We start from the raw sequence: 20,561 nt of genomic DNA on the forward strand, positions 1-20,561 counted from the left end.
AAAAGAGGTGCGAGAGTGCCTCTTTTTGTTTTTACATTAGAACTGTTTATAATAAGCATATTACAAGAAAAAAAGTTTGGTTTTTCATTGGGTTTTAGATAACAACAACTACACACAACAACAACTACAACACAACTAAAACCCATTGTATAATCAAAAAGGAAAAATTTATGATTCCACAAGTTTCACAAGAAATTATCGATTTGGGAGATGGAAGAAGCATCTCAATCGAAACTGGTAAATTAGCAAAACAAGCCGATGGTTCAGTTGTTGTACGTTTAGGAAACTGTATGCTTTTAGCAACTGCAGTTTCTGCAAGAACATCTAACCCAGGTGTTGACTTTTTACCATTAACGGTAGATTACCGTGAAAAATTTGCTGCTGCAGGACGTTTCCCAGGAGGATTTTTCAAAAGAGAAGCAAGACCAAGCGACAGCGAAGTATTAACAATGAGATTAGTTGACCGTGTATTGCGTCCGCTTTTCCCAGATGATTACCACGCTGAAACTCAAGTTATGATTCAATTAATGTCTCATGACGAAAATGTTATGCCAGATGCATTAGCTGGTTTAGCTGCATCTGCTGCATTAGCTGTTTCAGATATTCCATTTTACAACTTAATTTCTGAAGTACGTGTTGCACGCATCGACGGAAAATTAGTGATCAACCCAAGCAGAGAAGAATTAGAAAAATCAGACATCGATATGATGATTGGAGCTTCTATGGATTCTGTTGCAATGGTTGAAGGTGAGATGAAAGAAATCTCAGAAGCTGAAATGGTTGAAGCAATTAAATTTGCTCACGAAGCTATTAAAGTTCAAATTGTTGCTCAACAAAAATTAAGAGCAAAATTAAGCTCTCAAGAATACAGAACTTACGAAGGCGAAGTTGAAGACGAAGCTGTTTACGCTAAAGTAAAAGCTGCTGCTTACGACAAATGCTATGCAATTGCTCAAGAAGCTTCTGGAAAATCAGAAAGAGGTGAAAAATTTGCAGCTGTAAAAGAAGAAGCAAAAGCTTTATTTACAGAAGAAGAATATGCTGAAAATGCAGATCTTGCAGGTTTAGTTGGAAAATACTTCTACAAAACAAACAAAGAAGCAGTTCGTAACGTAATTCTTGAAAAAGGAATTCGTTTAGACGGTAGAAAAACAACAGAAATCAGACCAATCTGGTGTGAAACTGATTATTTGCCATCTGTTCACGGATCTTCTTTATTTACACGTGGAGAAACTCAAGCTTTAGCTACTGTAACTTTAGGAACTTCTAGAGAAGCTAACCAAATCGATTCTCCATCTGAGCAAGGTGAAGAGAAATTCTACTTACACTATAACTTCCCTCCTTTCTCAACTGGTGAAGCAAAACCATTAAGAGGAACTTCAAGAAGAGAAGTTGGTCACGGTAACTTAGCTCAAAGAGCTTTAAAAAATATGATTCCTGCAGATTGTCCTTACACAATCCGTGTTGTTTCTGAGGTTTTAGAATCTAATGGTTCTTCTTCTATGGCAACAGTTTGTGCTGGAACAATGGCTCTTATGGACGCCGGAGTTCAAATGACAAAACCAGTTTCTGGTATTGCTATGGGATTGATTACTGACGGTGAGAAATTTGCTGTATTGTCTGATATCTTAGGAGATGAAGATCACTTAGGAGATATGGACTTTAAAGTAACTGGAACTGCTGACGGTATTACAGCTTGCCAAATGGACATCAAAATCGAAGGATTGCGTTATGACATTATGGAACAAGCTTTAGCTCAAGCTCGTGATGGACGTTTGCACATTTTAGGAAAATTAACTGAAACTATCGCGACTCCAAGAGCAGATGTTAAAGCTCATGCACCTAAAATCATTACTAGAACTATTCCTGGAAACTTTATTGGAGCATTAATCGGACCTGGAGGAAAAGTAATTCAAGAATTACAAAAAGCTACTGGAACTACTATCGTAATCAATGAAGTTGACGAACAAGGAGTTGTTGAAATCTTAGGAACTGACCCAGAAGGTATCAAAACTGTATTGGCTAAAATTGATGCATTAACTTTCAAACCTCAAGTTGGAGAAGCTTACGAAGTAAAAGTGATCAAAATGCTTGATTTTGGAGCTGTAGTTGAATATACTGCTGCACCAGGAAATGAAGTATTGCTTCACGTATCTGAATTAGCTTGGGAGCGCACTGAAAATGTTGCTGACGTAGTTAAAATGGGAGATGTTTTCCAAGTTAAATACCTAGGAATCGACCCTAAAACTAAAAAAGAAAAAGTGTCTAAAAAAGCACTTGTTCCAAGACCTCCACGTGAGGAGAAAAAAGAGTAATCAGATCTTAGTTTACTAAAGGTTTATTCATAGGAAACCCCAATTCATTCAATTGAATTGGGGTTTTTCGTTTTTAATACAACCTGCCTCAGCTCTTAAACTGCCAGTTCACAAAAGGAAGCCTTCTTTTTCCATTCGTATTCCATAGCCCAAATTGCATTCCTCTTAAATTTTTAGAATTATTGAACAATCCGATTTGAACCCCATTGTGCCTACGTGAAACATTAGAAACACCGATTTGAATCCCACTTCCAAAATCAGACAAATTAGCCAGGCCCGAAATACTCACTCCTGCAAAACTTTTTGTATTCAAAATTCCTCCAACAGAAAAACCATTCATCTTATTCATTGCAGAAATTATTGAAACATTTATGCCTCTAAATTCTGCACCTCCCATAAAACCTCCCGAGCTCAAATTCACACCATTTATCTTAATATAGGTTTTTCGTAAATCATCAAAAAAAGCAACATTGCTAATAGCATTATCATTGATACCAACAAAAATCGATTCAAATGGAACATTAATACAATAAGTAAACAAAACCAATGAAAGTGGACTCGCCTCCACATTTAACCCATTAACTGTCTGAAGTTTAATATTCTGATTTTCATAATGTCCTACCCCAAGAACAAAGCCGTTTACCTTATTCACTCTTTTAGAGATTGGCGACAAACTAAAAATCTTAATACTGTCGTTTCTTAAATTAGCATCAGACTTCCATTTAAAATATTTCAGATTTAATTCCTTACCATCCAATATTCCGGAAATGGACGGATCGGTATTTTTTATCTTTACACTATCCGCGACCCTTGATGAATTATTCTGCCCAACACAAAATCCGCTAAATAAAAACAGCGCAATCAATTGTATGCCAACAGCAATTTTAAAAATTCTTTCACTTGTAATTAAATTAAATATTTTCATAAGATTTATTTAAAATTATAAAAGCAAACCTATTGCAATTATCGCATATGCTATTGCAAAAATCAATTAAACAAATTATTATATTTGCGATTATCACAAATTATGAAATATCAAGAATCATTTTTAAAAGCAATCAGAAGCAAAATACCTCAATCATTATCTTTAATAGAAGAAATCGCTTCCGTTTTAGAGATCAGCTATGATGCTTCGCACAGAAGGATATCGCAAAAAAGCAAGTTTTCAATTGATGAAACAATCAAATTAGCTCACCATTTCAATATTTCCTTAGATCGATTATTTTCAAAAAAGGAAAAAATAATTGTGGAAAAAACTATTGAAATAGCTACTATGAAAGATATGTTGGAATATTTCAAAACCTCAGCAAACCAAATTAGCTTTTTAACAACAAACCCTAATACAACCCTTTTTTATTCTGCCAAAGACATTCCATTGTTTTATTTTATGGATGGAACCATTCTTTCCAAGTTCAAAGCATATGTCTGGCTGAATCTTTTAAATAATAGCCAAAAGAAGGTTTCATTTGAAAACTTTGTTATTGAAGAATCTTTTTCTGAGTACATGCAACAACTGAAAAAAATATACGAAAAGGCTAATGTTTGTGAAATTTGGAATGATACTACCGTTAACAGCAGTCTACAACAGATTTTATATTTTTATGAAGCTGGCCTATTAAACCTAAAGAGTGCCAATGCATTATGTAAAGATTTAAAAAGAATAGTGAATTTAATTCAGGAAAAATGCAATTCTTCAACTAGCAACTTTTCACTTTATTATAATGAACTGATTCTGTTAAATAATAATATGTTAATTGAAACGGAAGAAAAATTAACCATGTTTGTTCCTTATACATTATTAGGCTATTTTATTACTGACAATGAAGATAGTTGCAAAAATGTTCATCAATTTTTCAAACAGCAAATCATCAATTCAAAATCGCTAAAACAGTCTGGCTTAAAAGAACAAAATCTATTCTTCAATAGAATAATTAGAAAAATAGATCATTATTTAGAAAAAATAAATTCTCAGGTAGATTTACATTTTTAATATCGCCTTCCTTAAGTGGCCCAAATTCAATTAAATTGGGGTTTTTCGTTTCTTTTCATTATTGAAAATTCAATTTTTGCTTTTTAGATTTGTTCAATAAAATCAAATTCTTATTAAACAAAAATAGAAAAAATATTACATTTTAACAATCCTGAGTGTCATTTGTAACTTTTTTTTTATACTTTTGAAAGTAACCGAAATAAATCCAAAAATCTATTAATCCTTTGAAAAATTACCAAAAAAAGAATATCATATTCATCTTATTTGGATTATCCTTAAACATTCTATCAATCTACAGCCAAAATAACAGCAATAACACACCTATTCAAAACCTGTTTGACAAAGCGATTGGAAATGAAAATCTGCCTATTTACAATGGATCTCGTTATGTAAATCAATATAGATCTTTAGACAATACACACTGTTACTATATATCTGGCAACTATACTTCTGGAAACCTCGATTATCAAAATCAGACCTACGCCAATGTCGATTTGAAATACGACATCAACAACGATATTTTAGTCCTAAAACCGATCGGTAAATATGATTTTCTCGGCATCAATACCATAAAACAAAATATTGCCAATTTTAAAATTTACGATAAGAAATTCATCAATATAAATTATAACAATCCTTCATGTCCTGATTTTATGAATGGATATTATCAGGAAATTACTTTTCCTGAAATGACACTCTATATCAAACACCATAAAAACAGATCAACCGTAATGGACAAATCTGTTGCAGATGGAACCACTCAATCTACAACAGATTCATTTACAGAAAAAAATGAGTTTGTATTAAAACTTAAAAACATTTACTACAAAATAGCTTCTAAGAACGATCTCATCAAAATTTTCCCAGAATATAAAAGCAAAATAAAAAATTATTACAGTAGTAATTATCGGTTAGAAGAATCGGACAATAAAATTTTTATTGAAAATCTGATAAAAGAAATCAGCAATTTACACGCCACTGAATCGAATTAAAAATGAAAAAAATTATACTTGTCATCTTTTTATTAGCTTTTTGCACAATAACATTCGGTCAGGAAAAAAGCAATAAAATTTCCATTGAATTCAAGAATGCTGATCTAAAGACAGCTTTAGAAAGCATTGAAAAAACAACAAATTACAAGTTTTATTTTGATGAAAACTGGCTTAAAAACGAGCCAATTTTAATCAACAAAGCCTATAACAATGTTTCTATTGAAGATTTATTGCATGATCTCTTCGAAACTACAACTTTAAATTTTTATATAAATAATAACATTATCATTCTAACTAAAAGCAGCACAATCCATAGTTCACTGCCTGCAGGTTATTTTGACAAAACTACATCCCCGTCAGACAAACCATCTGCAAAACCAGTATTTCATCAACAATACGATACTATAACACAAAATCGTAATGTATCAGGAATCGTATACATTGGTAAAGAAAAAAAGGGAGCCGAACTAAAATCGTACACGCTCTCTGGTTCTGTAAAAAATGGAAAAACAAAAAATATTCTTTCTAATGCAACCATAAGAGTCCGTGGAAAAAACAGCAGTACCGTTACAGACAATGACGGAAATTATAAAATTGCTGTACCCTACGGCCTTAATTATATTGATGTAGAACTTGTCAATCATAAAAAAACCACAGAAACCGTAATGGTTTATGACGATGGAAAACTTGACCTATTTCTTGATGAAAGTTTTAATGAATTAGATGAAGTTGTTGTTAAAACTAGCGCTAACAAAAATGTAAAAGATGTTATAGGCGGAGTTTCAACAATTGATGTCGAAAAAATAAAAAATGTTCCTTTAGTTCTAGGCGAAAGAGACATTTTTAGAGTTGCAACTACTTTGCCGGGAATTAAAACAACCGGTGAAGGCTCGGCAGGATTTAATGTGAGAGGGGGAAAAGATGACCAGAATCTAATCCTTTTGGACAATGCTGTTCTTTACAACACATCACACTTTCTAGGTTTTTTCTCTGCTGTAAATCCATATACAACAAGCAAAGTTGATATTTACAAAGGAAGTATTCCGGCAAGATTCGGAGGTAGACTGTCTTCAGTTTTCGATATTGCTTCTAAAAATGGCAATCCAGAAAAATTTTCAGGCGAAGGTGGCATCGGATCTGTTACAAGCAACCTAACCATTGGAGCTCCAGTCATAAAAAACAAAGCCAGTATATTGGTAGGTTTCAGAACTACTTATTCGGATTGGATTTTAAAGAAGCTCGACAATGAGGATTTAAAAAACAGTCAAGCCGCTTTTTTTGATGGCATTATAAAATATAACCACAAAATAAATCCTAAAAACAACATTGAGTCAACGTTATACTATAGCAAAGACCGTTTTAGTATTTCTTCTGATTCTGTTTACAAATACAGCAACGCATTAATTTCATTGAAGTGGAATCACGCATTTAGCGAAAAAACCAAAGCCGATTTCATATTTACAAATAGCAACTACAAATTCAATATTGACTTTGACAACGGAACTCCTAATTCATTTGATTACGGATACAAATTAAATGACACTCAATTTATTGCCAACGCCAATTATTCACTGAATTCTAAACACGCTTTTAACTACGGTATTTCAAGCAAACTTTACAATGTTGACCCCGGTTATTTAAATCCGAAAAGTCCGCAGTCGACTATTGTACCCGTACAAATTGACAGCGAAAAAGCATTAGAGTCGGCGATTTATTTTTCGGACAATTATACTTTGAACGATAAAATATTATTAAGCCTCGGACTTCGTTATTCGACATATTCGGCGTTGGGAGAATCTACGCAGCGCGTTTATCAGCCAAATGCTCCGGTAAACGATAATACTGTTATTGGCACAAATTATTATAAAAACAATGAAGTGATCAAAACCTATGGCGGATTTGAGCCAAGAATTGCCATGCGCTATTTGTTTAATGACGATTTCTCTGTAAAAGCAAGCTTCGACAAAACGTATCAATACATTCATTTGCTAACAAACAACACCACACAATCGCCTACAGATGCGTGGAAATTATCTGATCTAAATATTAAGCCACAAGAAGCACGACAATATTCATTAGGATTTTACAAAAACCTTAAAGATGACGAACTAGAATTAAGTGTCGAAGGCTACTTTAAAAAATCAAATAATCTTTTGGATTATAAAGTAGGCTCTGATTTAATGCTGAGTGAAAACACCGAAACCCAGCTTTTGCAAGGTGAAGGAAAAGCATACGGAGTTGAGTTTTTAGTCAAAAAAAATATTGGAAAACTTAACGGATGGTTAGGATATACTTATTCCAGAACATTTATAAAAATAAACACTGATTTTATTGATGAAAAAGTGAACAACGGTCAGTATTTCCCAACAAATTTTGACAAACCGCATGAAGTAAGCACTGTTCTGAACTACAAACTCACTAAACGATATAGCTTTTCAAGCAATTTTGTTTATCAGTCTGGAAGACCAATCACCTTTCCTATTGGAACTTATGTTTATAATGATATGTCATACACTATTTACAGTGATCGTAATAAATACAGAATCCCAGATTACTATCGATTAGATCTTGGTTTTAACATCGAAGGAAATCATAAAATCAAAAAACTAACACATAGTTTCTGGAATATCTCGGTGTACAATGTTTTGGGAAGAAATAACCCTTATTCAATATTTTTCGTGACAACAGACGGACAAATAAAAGCCTACAAAACTTCAATATTTTCTGTTCCGATTCCGACAATAACTTACAATATCAAATTTTAAGCATCAATAGCGAAATGAAATTTCAAACACTATATACGAAACACTTATGCCAGAAAATATTTCTTGTACTTTTCTGTATCACCATAAGCAGTTGCACAGAACAATATATTTTTCAATCTAACACTTTTGAAGACATACTTGTAATTCAAGCTCGAATTACGAATGAGCTTAAAACACAAGAAATAAAAGTTTCGAGATCATTTCGTTTAGGAGAAGCCACGCCAACAATGGAGGCGGGTGCAAATGTTTATATTAGTGAAGATGGTAACAAAACATACGAATTTGAATTTGAAGAATACTCAGGATTATACGTTTCAAAAGTTCCTTTTCAAGCACTTCCGGAAAAATCATATGTATTACACATTACGACAAAAGATGGAAAATCCTATTCATCAGCAGCACAAACTTTGACGGCTGTTAGTGATGTTCAGGTAGAACCAAAAGTAGAAACTATCGATGGATACAAAGGAGTCCAAATTAAAGTAACTAATTATGACCCAAGTGCAAAATCAAAATTCTACCGATACGAATATGAAGAAACATATAAAATAATATCTCCTCAATGGGGCGCCGACAAACTTATTGTAGATCCAAATAGCCCCAATAAAGAACAGCCAAATTTTCTGGTCGTTCCTAGAGAAGGCGAAACGAGAATATGTTATACGACAAAAAAATCAGATGATTTGATCCTACTTAGTACAGTTGGCTCAAGCGAAGATCGCATCGATCTTCCCATTCGTTTCATCGATATCAAAAATCCTATCCTTAATGAGCGTTACAGTATTATTGTACGACAATATATTCAAAATTTAGAGTCATACACTTACTATACTACACAAAAAAGCCTTTCATCTTCGAAAAGTGTTTTGTCACAAGTACAGCCTGGATTTAATTATGGCAATTTAAAGTCCGATGACAATCCTGATGAAAAAATAATTGGCTATTTTGAAGTATCATCCGTTTCATCAAAAAGGATCTTTTTTAATTTCAGAGATCTGTTTCCAGATGATCAATATCCACCATTTTATTCAGAATGCCGTCCATCATTATTAGCCAACTGCTGGACTTCAAAAGGATGTAGCGGAGCAACTATACTTGCCTTAATTAAATCACCTGCGCCTGAAAAAGTATTTTATGCCGAAGATGGTATGACCATGATATTTTACGAGCCAGGTTGTACGGACTGTACCAAAATTTCATCTAACATTAAACCTTTATTTTGGATAGATTAAAAAAAATAATACGCATCATGATGCTCGTAACCGTAAACATGGTTATTGGGCAGAATAGTTCATTGCCAAAAAATGAAACGAAAATATATAACGAAAATATATTTGTACACGCAAATAACACAACCTTAGTCGCAGGAGAAACGTTGCATTGCAAGTTTTACTGCTTAAACGCACCTACGAATAATTTCAGTTCTAATAGCAAAATTGCTCGTGTCGAAATTGTCAATAATGAGAAACAAATTATTTCCAGCGATAAAGTTTATCTTGAAAATGGTACGGGCGAAGGCGATTTTTTTATTCCAACTACAATTGAAACAGGCAACTACAAACTTATTGCCTACACAAACTGGATGCTGAATAACAAAATATCAAAAGCATCTGTTACTGATCTTATCATTATAAACCCTTATACAACAAGCAACAAAAAACAAACGCAATCCTCAACACAAGAAAACAAAGAAAAAAGCACCGAAAGTCAATCTACTACAATAAATTCTTCTACTAAAAACCAACTTTTTGCATTAGAAATAAGCAAAAAAACGGCTTCGAAAAGAGAACAAATTACACTTAAAATAAAGTCATTAAACAACCTTGATAATAAAGGAAGTTTTTCTCTTTCAATTAAAAAAACAAACAATTTGCCCTTTAAAGAGCAAATAAATTCATATGAATTTGCAAAATCCAACACTGAAGACAATTCAAATAATCCTGCAACATTTTTACCTGAAGTACGAGGTGAAATAATATCGGGAACGATAAAGAACAATAAAGACCCTAACCAAATAGCTGACAAAAATGTCGCATTATCTTTGCCTGGAAAAGCTTTCGCTTTTAAAGTTGCAAAAACTAATCAAAATGGGAAATTCAATTTTATTCTCGACAAAAGTCCAAACTATTCTAATGCAATCATTCAGGTTATTGAGAATGACAGAAATGATTATACTGTTGAAATCGGCAAAAACTACGGATATAATTTAGCTGAAATAAAACAAGATGAAGATTTTTATCTTACCTCAGATTACAAAACCAGCCTTGAAGAAAGATCAATTGCTAATCAAATCGAGAATGCTTATTATCATTTAAAAAAGGATAGCGTTCAAACAGACGCAAAGACATTTCCGTTTTTTCATCCATTACAAAAAGAATATATTCTCGACGATTATACACGATTTCCAACCTTAAAAGAAACTACGATCGAAATAGTTAAGGAAATGTACTATCGCGAAGAAAACAAAAATTTCACTTTGCACGTGAGAGATATCAATCGTGATATTAATTTTTTCTCAGAGCCATCTTTAGTTCTAGTAGACGGTTTGTTGGTTCAAAATACAAATGAACTAATCGACCTTAAAATGGATAATATTTACAAAATTAGTTTAGTTCCCGGCATTTATTTTTATGGCCCTACAGCATTTGATGGCATTATTAGCTTTACCACAAAAAATAATGATTACAACGCAAAAGAGAAAGGCTCTTATATTTTAAAAACAGAAATTCAAAGACCTTTAAACAAAATAATACCCTTTAAACAAGATTATTCGGAAACCAAATTTGATCGTGTTCCCGATTATAGATATCAATTGCTTTGGGAACCTGAGTTATCATTAGAAGAGAAAGAAAAGACGATTTCATTTTTCACTTCTGATGTTTCTGGGCAATATGAAATAAATCTAGAAGGATTTACAAAAGATGGAATCCCGGTTTCATTAAAAGAAAGTTTTGAAGTAAAATAATATAAAGCAGCTGTGCCTTGACTAAGTTCATACAAAACCAAAATCTCTAAAATCAAGGCGCAAAGATCAAATACCCTACAATTGCTTTTGTTATTTGTTTAAACATTAAGCTGTTTTTTAAAACAAAATCAAAACATTTTATCACATTTTAACAGTTTTGACTGCCATTTATAACTTTTTTTTAATACTTTTGAAATTAACCGAAACAAAACCAAAAATCCACCAATCTTTTGAAAAATTCCAAAAAAAAGATAATATTCCCATGTTTATTTGGATTATTATTAAACATTCCTTCGATACACAGTCAAAGCGTCAAAGAAATAGAAGTATTCAATTGGTTTGACAAAAATGCAAGTGTAGAATCATTAGATATTAAAAATGGGCCTGCGCATTTAAACTTTGACAAAACGGTCGATAATCAGCATCGATACTACGGTGCAGATGAATTCAAAAAAGGAAACATTACATACAACGGTCAAAATTACTTTGATTTGTCCCTAAAATACGACATCTACGCTGATGAGCTTGTTTGGCGTCCTTATGACGAGCAAAATGTAACAAAAATAAATCTCGTAAAATCAAACATTTCTTATTTTAAAATTGGCACTGAAACCTTTGTCAATTTAAAAGAATTGAGCAATACTGCTTTTAGAAGTGGTTACTACGAAGAAATCAATCTTAGCAACAATCAAACATTATACATCAAGTATTATAAAGAGAAGAAGAAAAACGCCAAAGTAGAAATGAATTTGATCGAATACATTCCTCGATTTGACTTTGTTTTATGGAAAGACAACAAATTCAATTTAATCAATGACAAAAATGCGCTGATAAAAATGTTTCCAGAAAGCAAACGAAAAATAAATGACTACTATCTTATGAATAGAACGTTGAGAAAGGAAAACACATCATTATTCATGAAAAACTTAATGAAATACATCAACAATTAAACCTCGAAGAAACATACAAATGAGAATATTTACTATCCTTTTACTATTTTTCGGTTTTAATCAGTTACTGCATTCACAAGGCGAAAAAAAGACAATAAACATTACTTTTAGCAACATAAACAGAGTTGCTGTTTTGGAGAAAATTGAAGCCTCAACTTCATACAAATTTTATTTCCAAGACAATTGGTTTGATAAAAAAGTATTGATTTCTGGAGATTATCAAAACAAAACAATTGAAGAAGTTTTGTCAAAAGTTTTAGAAGATACCGAGCTTAATTTTTACATCAGCAAGAACAAAATCATATTGACAAAAAACAGCATCATTTATGATAAGTTTCAAAACAATAAGAAGGATGCAAATGCTCCAATCTTTTTCCAGCAATACGATTCGGTCAAAAAAGATAAATCTGGAACAACTGCACCAATTGCATTAATTGGTAAAGAAGCTACGGATTCAGAAGTAGATTTATATACTTTATCAGGTCATATTACCGACTTAAAAGATGGTAAACCTTTAGCAGATATTAATGTCAAAGTAAAAAATACAGCAATCGTTTCGACCACGAATGCAGAAGGTTTTTATAGCTTTAAACTTCCAACAGGATTAAGCACAATTGAAGTTGAATCATTATTTTACAACAGTACTTCCAGAAAAATAATGATATACAGCAATGGTACTTTAGACTTTTCAGTAATTGAAAAAATTAATCAACTAGATGAAGTTTTAGTTAAAGGAAAAGACAGCCAAAACATCAGGACTGCTATTACAGGAGTTACCACAATTGAAGCCGAAGGTGTAAAAACTGTTCCATTAGTTCTTGGAGAGCGAGATATTTTGAAAGTCGCTTTAACCATTCCTGGAATCAAAACCGCAGGAGAAGGATCTTCTGGATTTAATGTTAGAGGAGGAAAAGAAGATCAAAATCTAGTGCTATTAGACAATGCAACAATTTACAATCCGATGCACTTGTTTGGTTTTTTCTCTTCGATCAATCCATACACAATTAATAAAGTAGATATTTACAAAGGCGGTATTCCTTCTGAATTTGGAGGACGTTTATCTTCTGTTTTTGATATTATTTCCAAAAACGGAAATACAGAAAAAATTTCTGGAGAAGGAGGAATTGGCCCGGTAACCAGCAATCTTACTCTTTCTGTTCCCGTTGTAAAAGACAAAGCAAGTTTGCTTGTTGGCGGACGTGCAACGTATTCGGACTGGATCTTAAAAACTTTGGATGATGAAAGATTGAAAAACAGCCATGCTTCTTTTTATGATTTATTTGCAAAATACAATCATAAAATCAATAAAAATAACTCAGTTGAAGGAACAGGTTATTACAGCAAGGATTCTTATACGTTGACTCCAGACTCGTTGTTTAAATACAGCAATCGATTAATTTCATTGAAATGGAAACACGCTTTTAATGAAAAAAACAATAGCGAATTTAATGTTACAAATAGTGAATACAAATACAGCATTAATTACCAATCTGTAAATCCGGAATCGTTTCTTTTAAAGTATAAAATAAACGAAAGCCAGGCTGTTTTTAAATTTACTAGCGAACTTAACAGCAAGCATAAATTGACGTACGGAATCTCAAGCAAACTGTACAAAGTAAATCCAGGAGAATTATCACCAAATGGCGAAAATTCAATAGTCACGCCACTTACTATAGAGAGTGAAAAAGGTCTGGAATCTGCCGCTTTTCTCTCTGATAAATTTCAAATTTCTGAAAAATTACTCTTAGATGTTGGAGCGCGATATTCCTATTATATGGCTCTTGGCCCATCAACACAAAATATTTATGCAGATGGCGTGCCTAAAACTCCAGCAACCGTAATCGAACAAAAAACGTATGGCAACAATGAAGTAATCACTAAAAACGGCGGTTTTGAACCTAGAGTTGGTTTGCGTTATATTTTCAACGAAAATCTTTTTGTAAAAGCTGGTTTTGACAAAAACTACCAATACATTCATTTGCTTACAAACAACACAACGCAATCGCCAACTGATACTTGGAAATTATCTGATTTAAATGTGAAGCCAGAAAGCGGTTTGCAGTATTCGTTGGGAATATTCAAAAAATTGGAATATAACGATCTTGAATTAAGCCTTGAAGGATACTACAAAACTTCAAAAAACATTTTGGATTACAAAGTGGGATCGCAACTTTTACTAAATCAAAACTTAGAAACCGAATTGCTTCAAGGTGACGGAAAAGCGTACGGAATTGAATTTTTATTACGAAAATCAATCGGAAGACTTAATGGTTGGATTGGCTATACGTATTCAAGATCTTTTATAAAATTAGACAGTCAGTTTAATGATGAAAAAGTAAATAATGGCGAATACTTTCCAAGCAATTTTGATAAACCGCACGATTTCAGCATTGTAATGAATTACAAGTTTACACATCGTTACAGTTTTTCTTCTAATTTTGTATATCAAACAGGAAGACCAATCACTTATCCTGTTGGAAAATATTATTATAACGGTGCAGAGTATACCTTATACACAGACCGAAATAAATTCAGAATTCCCGATTACTACCGTTTAGACATCGGATTAAACATCGAAGGAAATCACAAAATAAAAAAATTAGCGCATAGTTTCTGGAACATATCAATTTATAATGTATTAGGAAGAAACAATCCGTATTCCGTATTTTTTGTAACGAAAGACGGCCAGATAAAAGCTTATCAAACCTCAATCTTTGCAGTTCCAGTACCAACTATTACTTATAATTTTAAATTTTAATCGTTATGAAAAAAATCTTTTTAACTAGATTTCTAATAACAACACTACTCGTTGCGGTATTTGGCTGTACAACACCTTATGATTACCAAGCAAGCAGCGGCTATGAAGATATTATTGTAATTGAATCAACAATCACAAATCAAAATAAAACACAAGAAGTAAAAATTACAAGAGCTTATAAACTTGATGATAAAGCACCAATTTTTGAAGCTGGAGCGACCGTATATGTTACAGACAATACCGGCAACAAATACGATTTCAAACAAAATACTGACAAATATACTTCAGTAACCTCTTTTCAGGTGGCGCCTAACAAACAGTATCAATTACATGTCCGTACAAAAGATGGCAGATCTTATATTTCCAGTGCAGAAACTTTGCCACAACAAACCGAAATTGAAAGTGTAGAAGCTAATGCAAAAACCAAAGGTCAACAACTTGGTATTGAAATCACCGTAAATAGTTATGATCCAACAAACAGCTCACACTATTACAGATACGAATATGACGAGACCTATAAAATTGTAGCTCCAAACTGGTATCCTCAAAAAGCAACAGCCGTTTATTTTCCACCAGGCACTTATCCTCCTGGAAAAGTTGTTATTGAAGATCGCACTGAAGAAGCAAAAGTTTGTTTTTCGAGCCAGAGTTCTACAGAATTACTTTTAACCAGCACAAATGATTTATCAGAAGATAGAGTAACGAATTTTCCAGTGCGATTTATTCCTAGCACTGATCCAATTATCAGAAATAGATACAGCATACTTGTTAAGCAATATGTTCAAAGTCTCGCTGCTCATACATTTTCTGAAACACTTAAAGAAATTTCAAATTCAGGAAGCATTTTATCACAAACACAACCTGGTTTTTTCTACGGAAACATAAAATCTGTTGAAAATCCTTCAGAAAAAGTTATTGGCTATTTTGATGTGTCCTCTTATTCAGAAAAAAGAATCTTTTTTAATTTCAAAGATTTACTAAATGGGCAACCTATTCCGGCATATCAATATAATTGTCCTATAGAATTTACAGAACAGAATGTAGGCGACTATATTTTTAGCTACTGTTTCAACAAAAATCCAGCATTTGGATGTCAGGGAGAGGCCATTTTAAACTTTTTATCAAGTGGTGAGAAAGTTTATTTCCCTACCGAATTCCCTACAAGTTACATTTTATACCCAATAGAATGCGGCGATTGCACTTCATTTTCATCAAACATAAAACCACCATTTTGGATAGATTAAGATACATATTATTCATAGCACTCGTTTTTAGTGGCCAGCAGATTGTATTGGCTCAAAAAAACAATTCTGTAAGCGAACTGAATGAAGTTGACAAAAAAATTAATGAGTCAATTTACATTAGCACAAATGCAAATTCATTTTTGACAGGTGAAACGTTGTATTACAAATTATTCTGCATTGACAAAATAACGAATACTGCTTCAATTTTCAGCAAAATCGGTTATGTGCAGTTGATTGACAATAATAAGAAAACAGTCTTTACACATAAATTGTTCCTTAACAAAGCAACAGGAAATGGCGACTTTTTTATTCCAACAACCTTAGAAACCGGAAGCTATAAATTGATTGGATACACAAACTGGATGTTGAATAAAAATGCTCCAGATTATTTTTCTGCGGATATCTATATTGTAAATCCATATAAAGAAAATCCAAGCAGCAATACTGTTTCTTATAATGCCGTTTCTTCTGAAGCTATACAAAACAGCAATATTTCATTTGATATAAAAACCAAATCGTTCAACACCCGTGATTTGATTGAACTAAACATCAAAGCTGGTTCAGAAGAATTTACGAAAGGAAATTACACGGTTTCAGTTAGAAAAACAGATGGTTATTTGGTTCAAAGCAAATCCACTTTCAGCAACATCACAAATCAAAACGGTGAAATAACAAACGGTCAATTTGCACTTCCAGAACTGCGTGGTGAAATCATAACAGGAAAAATAACTTCAACAAATGCTGAAATTAAAAACAAGAAAGTAGCACTTTCAATTGTTGGAAAAAATTCTGACTTGAAAATTGCAAAAACCGATGAGCAAGGCAAATTCTATTTTATTTTGGAGAAAGAAAATCCAAATTCAAATATTATTGTTCAAGTACTTGAAAGTGGAAAAGAAGATTATGTAATTGAAATCGACAAACAAAAAGATATAAATTTTTCTAATGTAACTTTCCCTGCTGTTCAATTCAATTCAGATTTCAAACAAAACATAAAGGACCGATTAATTTCTACTCAAGTTGAAAATGCTTATTATGATGTCAAAAAAGACAGCCTACTTCCCCCTGGCGCTTCTCTTCCATTTTTTGGGGCATCATCTGAAGAATTCAAATTGGATGATTATACGCGATTCCCAAATATGGAAGAAACGATTACTGAAATTATAAAAGGCGTTTACTACAGAAAAAACAATAACCAATATGCCATTCATGTTTTCGATTATGATGAAAATTATGAATCTGCGTTGCCAGCATTAATTGTTGTTGACGGATTAATTATTGAAGATTTGAATGAGTTTTTTGCCTTTACTCCTAAAAGTATTTATAAAGTAAATGTAGTTAGAGGGCTTTACTATTATGGCTCAAAATCATTCAACGGTATTGTTTCGTTTACAACAAAAAATGGCGATTATGACACCAAGCTTAAAGGCAAGTTTATTGTGAGACCTGAAATTTTAAGACCTGAAGTAAAGAAAAATTATTTTAGCCCTGATTACACAGATAACAAGAATGCAAGAATTCCTGATTACAGACATCAGCTTTTATGGCAACCAAGCATTGATTTGAGCAAAACAAACTCAAACATTAAATTTTATGCTTCTGATGTTTCAGGAAAATATGAAGTAACGCTTGAAGGATTTTCTGCTTCTGGAAAACCTGTTTTTATAAAAGATTTTATAGAAATAAAAGAAAAAGAAAGTAATTAAATCCCAAAAAAAAAAGACAGGCAAAACACAAAAAAAAGACTGACTACAAGATATTTACAATAAAAACTAAAAGCAAACTTGTATAATTTATCACGATTCAAAAGTGTAATTTATACAAGTTTTAATTTTTTTTTAAATTAGTTGTAACTTTTTTGATACTTCGTACGTATAACCATTTGTACACTTAAAAATTGAGGAGACAAAAACATGAGACAACTTAAAATCACCAAGCAGGTAACCAATCGTGAAACTGCATCGTTAGATAAATATCTACAAGAAATCGGAAAAGTTGACCTAATTACCGCAGATGAAGAGGTAGAATTAGCACAAAGAATTAAAGCGGGTGATCAAAGAGCATTAGAAAAATTAACAAAAGCCAACCTGCGTTTCGTAGTATCGGTTGCTAAACAATATCAAAACCAAGGATTAACTCTTCCTGACTTAATTAACGAAGGAAACTTAGGTCTTATCAAAGCTGCGCAACGTTTTGATGAAACTCGTGGTTTCAAATTTATCTCGTATGCCGTTTGGTGGATTCGTCAATCGATTCTTCAGGCATTGGCAGAACAATCTCGTATCGTTCGTTTACCTTTGAACAAAATTGGTTCTATCAATAAAATCAACAAAATGTATGCATTATTAGAGCAATCTAATGAGCGCCCACCTTCTGCTGAGGAAATTGCAAAAGAACTTGACATGACTGTAAATGACGTAAAAGAGTCTATGAAAAACTCTGGACGTCACTTATCTATGGATGCACCTCTTGTTGAAGGTGAAGATTCTAACCTTTATGACGTATTACGTTCTGGTGAATCTCCAAACCCAGACAGAGAATTAATTCACGAATCTCTTCGTACTGAAATCGAGCGTTCATTAGAAACATTGACTCCAAGAGAGGCTGATGTAGTTCGTTTGTATTTTGGCCTTGGCGACCAACACCCAATGACTCTTGAAGAAATTGGAGAAACTTTCGACTTAACTCGTGAGCGTGTTCGTCAGATTAAAGAAAAAGCAATCCGTAGATTGAAACACACTTCTAGAAGTAAAATCCTTAAAACATACTTAGGATAAAACAATATTAAATTTCAATGTTTAAAATCCCAAATTCCAATCTAATTGGGATTTGGAATTTATAATTTGGAATTTTATCCCAAACAACAGTTTGATTGACTGTTCGTTTTTTGATTGATGATTGAAACTCCGGCTGATTACCGGAGTTTTTTATTTTTGTTATTTAATCGCAAAGCACGCAAAGATTATTTAAGCTAAATTTATTTCAAACGCAAAGTTCGCAAAGCCTTGTTAGCCTTATAAACTTGACATAAATTCAAAATAAAAAACTTTGCGCTCTTTGCGTAAACCTTTGTGCTCTTTGCGGTTAAAAATTTATATTTGCATAAACATAACTACACAATGAAAAATACATTTATAGCTCCTTCAGTTCTTGCGGCAGATTTTGCCAATTTGCAGCGCGATATCGAAATGATCAACGACAGTCAAGCCGATTGGTTTCATATTGATATCATGGACGGGGTTTTTGTTCCAAATATTTCTTTTGGGATGCCTGTTTTAGAAGCCATTTCAAAACATGCAAAAAAATATATCGATGTACATTTAATGATTATTGATCCAGATCGTTACATCAAAACTTTTGCTGATTTAGGCGCAAACGGATTAACAGTACATTACGAAGCTTGCACGCATTTGCACAGAACACTTCAAGCCATTAAAGCCGAAGGAATGAAAGCTGGAGTTGCCATGAATCCTCACACAAATATTGATTTACTAGAAGACGTTATTAATGATATCGACGTTGTTTGCATTATGAGTGTGAATCCTGGTTTTGGCGGACAGTCTTTCATTGAAAACACTTATGACAAAGTAAAGAAGCTAAAAGCTTTAATTACACGCAAAAATGCTTCAACCTTAATTGAAATTGATGGTGGCGTAACAAGCAAAAATGCAAAACAACTAGTAGAAGCAGGTGCTGATGTTTTAGTTGCAGGAAGCTTTGTTTTTAAGGCTGAAAATCCAACTAATACAATAGCCGAATTAAAAGTCCTTACTGCTTTTTAAGTTTTTTAAATTCGGGAAGAAATCAATTCCGGTCATTTTTTCTAAAGTTTCAATCGGAACCACGAAATCATAAATTGATTTATAACTGTCTTCATTCGGAACTAAAAATGCAATTGCTTTATGTTCTTTTCCAGATTTAGTCAAGACAATTTTATAAAAATATTTAGGGACAGCAACATTTTCTGTCCCTATTTTTTTATCTGAATCTTTCAAAATTCCACCCGTTACAACATAAATATCGTTGTATTTTTGAGCAAAATAACGTGTCTTTTGCTCAATCCTATTCCAAATTCCGCTATTAAAATCGTGCTTTTGAGGTGAAATATTCGAAGTATAAAAAGTATCGTTATAAGCCTCTTTATTAAACTCCATATCTCCAGCTGGACAAAGATGTCCTTTGTCATAACCTGAATTTTTATAATTTCTCCAATCTGCAGAACCTGTTGTCACTTTTGGATCTTCAATAAAATAAGGACGCTTATAATCTCCATTTTTTAAATATTCCTTTTTCAATTCATAAGCAACCCATTCAGCTTGTTCGTATTTTTCATTATACGAAAGCGTATAATAAGTATGCTTCACAATTTGCCCAGTAGTTGATGTCGGTAAATATGCAATCGGGTACGAAGAATCCGAAGTATAATTTGTAGTTGCAAACGAAGTCGGCTTTTCCTGTGTCATTTCTTCCTTCACAATATTTTCTTTTTTACACGAAAACAATCCTAATCCAATCAATCCCAAAACAATATACTTCTTCATCAATTTTAATTTTATTTAAAAATAAACTTACAAAAAAAATG

At 32.7% G+C, this 20,561-nt stretch carries 14 protein-coding genes; 12 read left to right on the forward strand and 2 right to left on the reverse strand.

What is annotated here, in order from left to right:
• Positions 1-170: 170 nt before the first annotated feature.
• Positions 171-2,315 carry a polyribonucleotide nucleotidyltransferase gene (locus tag AAYQ19_RS10020; RefSeq protein ID WP_320569722.1) on the forward strand — a complete coding sequence of 715 codons (2,145 nt, stop codon included), beginning with the start codon at positions 171-173 and terminating at the stop codon, positions 2,313-2,315.
• 88 nt (positions 2,316-2,403) lie between these two features.
• Here the strand turns inward: AAYQ19_RS10020 and AAYQ19_RS10025 are convergent, their stop codons facing one another.
• A complete protein-coding gene (locus AAYQ19_RS10025; RefSeq protein WP_343536074.1) occupies positions 2,404-3,240 on the reverse strand; it encodes an LA_2272 family surface repeat-containing protein in 837 nt (278 codons plus the stop codon).
• A 102-nt stretch (positions 3,241-3,342) separates the two neighbouring features.
• On the opposite strand from AAYQ19_RS10025, the gene AAYQ19_RS10030 reads away from it, so the two are divergent.
• The 11 genes from AAYQ19_RS10030 to rpe all read left to right on the forward strand — a co-directional run bounded on the left by AAYQ19_RS10030 (position 3,343) and on the right by rpe (position 19,761).
• Positions 3,343-4,305, forward strand: a complete 963-nt coding sequence (locus AAYQ19_RS10030) for a hypothetical protein (RefSeq protein ID WP_343536075.1) — start codon at positions 3,343-3,345, stop codon at positions 4,303-4,305.
• A 224-nt stretch (positions 4,306-4,529) separates the two neighbouring features.
• Positions 4,530-5,297: a hypothetical protein gene (locus AAYQ19_RS10035; RefSeq protein ID WP_343536076.1), complete on the forward strand. Its 768-nt coding sequence runs from the start codon at positions 4,530-4,532 to the stop codon at positions 5,295-5,297.
• A 2-nt stretch (positions 5,298-5,299) separates the two neighbouring features.
• Positions 5,300-8,062 (forward strand): TonB-dependent receptor, encoded by a 2,763-nt coding sequence (locus tag AAYQ19_RS10040; RefSeq protein ID WP_343536077.1) that lies wholly within the window; start codon positions 5,300-5,302, stop codon positions 8,060-8,062.
• 14 nt (positions 8,063-8,076) lie between these two features.
• On the forward strand, positions 8,077-9,294 hold the full coding sequence (locus AAYQ19_RS10045) for a DUF4249 domain-containing protein (protein ID WP_343536078.1): 1,218 nt from the start codon (positions 8,077-8,079) through the stop codon (positions 9,292-9,294).
• Between the two features lie 17 nt (positions 9,295-9,311).
• Positions 9,312-11,027 carry a hypothetical protein gene (locus AAYQ19_RS10050; RefSeq protein WP_343536079.1) on the forward strand — a complete coding sequence of 572 codons (1,716 nt, stop codon included), beginning with the start codon at positions 9,312-9,314 and terminating at the stop codon, positions 11,025-11,027.
• A 230-nt stretch (positions 11,028-11,257) separates the two neighbouring features.
• Positions 11,258-11,977 (forward strand): hypothetical protein, encoded by a 720-nt coding sequence (locus tag AAYQ19_RS10055; RefSeq protein ID WP_343536080.1) that lies wholly within the window; start codon positions 11,258-11,260, stop codon positions 11,975-11,977.
• A 19-nt stretch (positions 11,978-11,996) separates the two neighbouring features.
• Entirely contained in the window at positions 11,997-14,735 is a 2,739-nt protein-coding gene (locus AAYQ19_RS10060) for a TonB-dependent receptor (RefSeq protein WP_343536081.1), read from the forward strand.
• Between the two features lie 5 nt (positions 14,736-14,740).
• Positions 14,741-15,979, forward strand: a complete 1,239-nt coding sequence (locus AAYQ19_RS10065; RefSeq protein WP_343536082.1) for a DUF4249 domain-containing protein — start codon at positions 14,741-14,743, stop codon at positions 15,977-15,979.
• Complete coding sequence (locus AAYQ19_RS10070) at positions 15,967-17,685, forward strand: hypothetical protein (protein ID WP_343536083.1); 1,719 nt, start codon at positions 15,967-15,969, stop codon at positions 17,683-17,685. Before AAYQ19_RS10065 ends, AAYQ19_RS10070 begins: the two co-directional genes overlap by 13 nt.
• A gap of 207 nt (positions 17,686-17,892) precedes the next feature.
• The gene (locus AAYQ19_RS10075) at positions 17,893-18,756 is read left to right on the forward strand and encodes a sigma-70 family RNA polymerase sigma factor (RefSeq protein ID WP_007804760.1); all 864 of its coding nucleotides are present in this window, start codon (positions 17,893-17,895) and stop codon (positions 18,754-18,756) included.
• A gap of 342 nt (positions 18,757-19,098) precedes the next feature.
• Entirely contained in the window at positions 19,099-19,761 is a 663-nt protein-coding gene (rpe, locus tag AAYQ19_RS10080; protein ID WP_343536084.1) for a ribulose-phosphate 3-epimerase, read from the forward strand.
• On the opposite strand, the gene AAYQ19_RS10085 is transcribed toward rpe, so the two are convergent.
• The gene (locus AAYQ19_RS10085) at positions 19,738-20,520 is read right to left on the reverse strand and encodes a DNA/RNA non-specific endonuclease (RefSeq protein WP_343536085.1); all 783 of its coding nucleotides are present in this window, start codon (positions 20,518-20,520) and stop codon (positions 19,738-19,740) included. The genes rpe and AAYQ19_RS10085 overlap by 24 nt on opposite strands.
• Between the last annotated feature and the right edge of the window lie 41 nt (positions 20,521-20,561).

Origin of the sequence: Flavobacterium mesophilum (assembly GCF_039581405.1) — a bacterium.
Taxonomy (GTDB): domain Bacteria; phylum Bacteroidota; class Bacteroidia; order Flavobacteriales; family Flavobacteriaceae; genus Flavobacterium.

Bases quoted from the DNA above. Each gene is read 5' to 3' on its own strand.
- AAYQ19_RS10020 (WP_320569722.1), top strand. From the start codon at position 171: ATGATTCCACAAGTTTCACAAGAAATTATCGATTTGGGAGATGGAAGA.
- AAYQ19_RS10025 (WP_343536074.1), bottom strand. From the start codon at position 3,240: ATGAAAATATTTAATTTAATTACAAGTGAAAGAATTTTTAAAATTGCT.
- AAYQ19_RS10030 (WP_343536075.1), top strand. From the start codon at position 3,343: ATGAAATATCAAGAATCATTTTTAAAAGCAATCAGAAGCAAAATACCT.
- AAYQ19_RS10040 (WP_343536077.1), top strand. From the start codon at position 5,300: ATGAAAAAAATTATACTTGTCATCTTTTTATTAGCTTTTTGCACAATA.
- AAYQ19_RS10045 (WP_343536078.1), top strand. From the start codon at position 8,077: ATGAAATTTCAAACACTATATACGAAACACTTATGCCAGAAAATATTT.
- AAYQ19_RS10050 (WP_343536079.1), top strand. From the start codon at position 9,312: ATGATGCTCGTAACCGTAAACATGGTTATTGGGCAGAATAGTTCATTG.
- AAYQ19_RS10060 (WP_343536081.1), top strand. From the start codon at position 11,997: ATGAGAATATTTACTATCCTTTTACTATTTTTCGGTTTTAATCAGTTA.
- AAYQ19_RS10065 (WP_343536082.1), top strand. From the start codon at position 14,741: ATGAAAAAAATCTTTTTAACTAGATTTCTAATAACAACACTACTCGTT.
- AAYQ19_RS10075 (WP_007804760.1), top strand. From the start codon at position 17,893: ATGAGACAACTTAAAATCACCAAGCAGGTAACCAATCGTGAAACTGCA.
- rpe (WP_343536084.1), top strand. From the start codon at position 19,099: ATGAAAAATACATTTATAGCTCCTTCAGTTCTTGCGGCAGATTTTGCC.
- AAYQ19_RS10085 (WP_343536085.1), bottom strand. From the start codon at position 20,520: ATGAAGAAGTATATTGTTTTGGGATTGATTGGATTAGGATTGTTTTCG.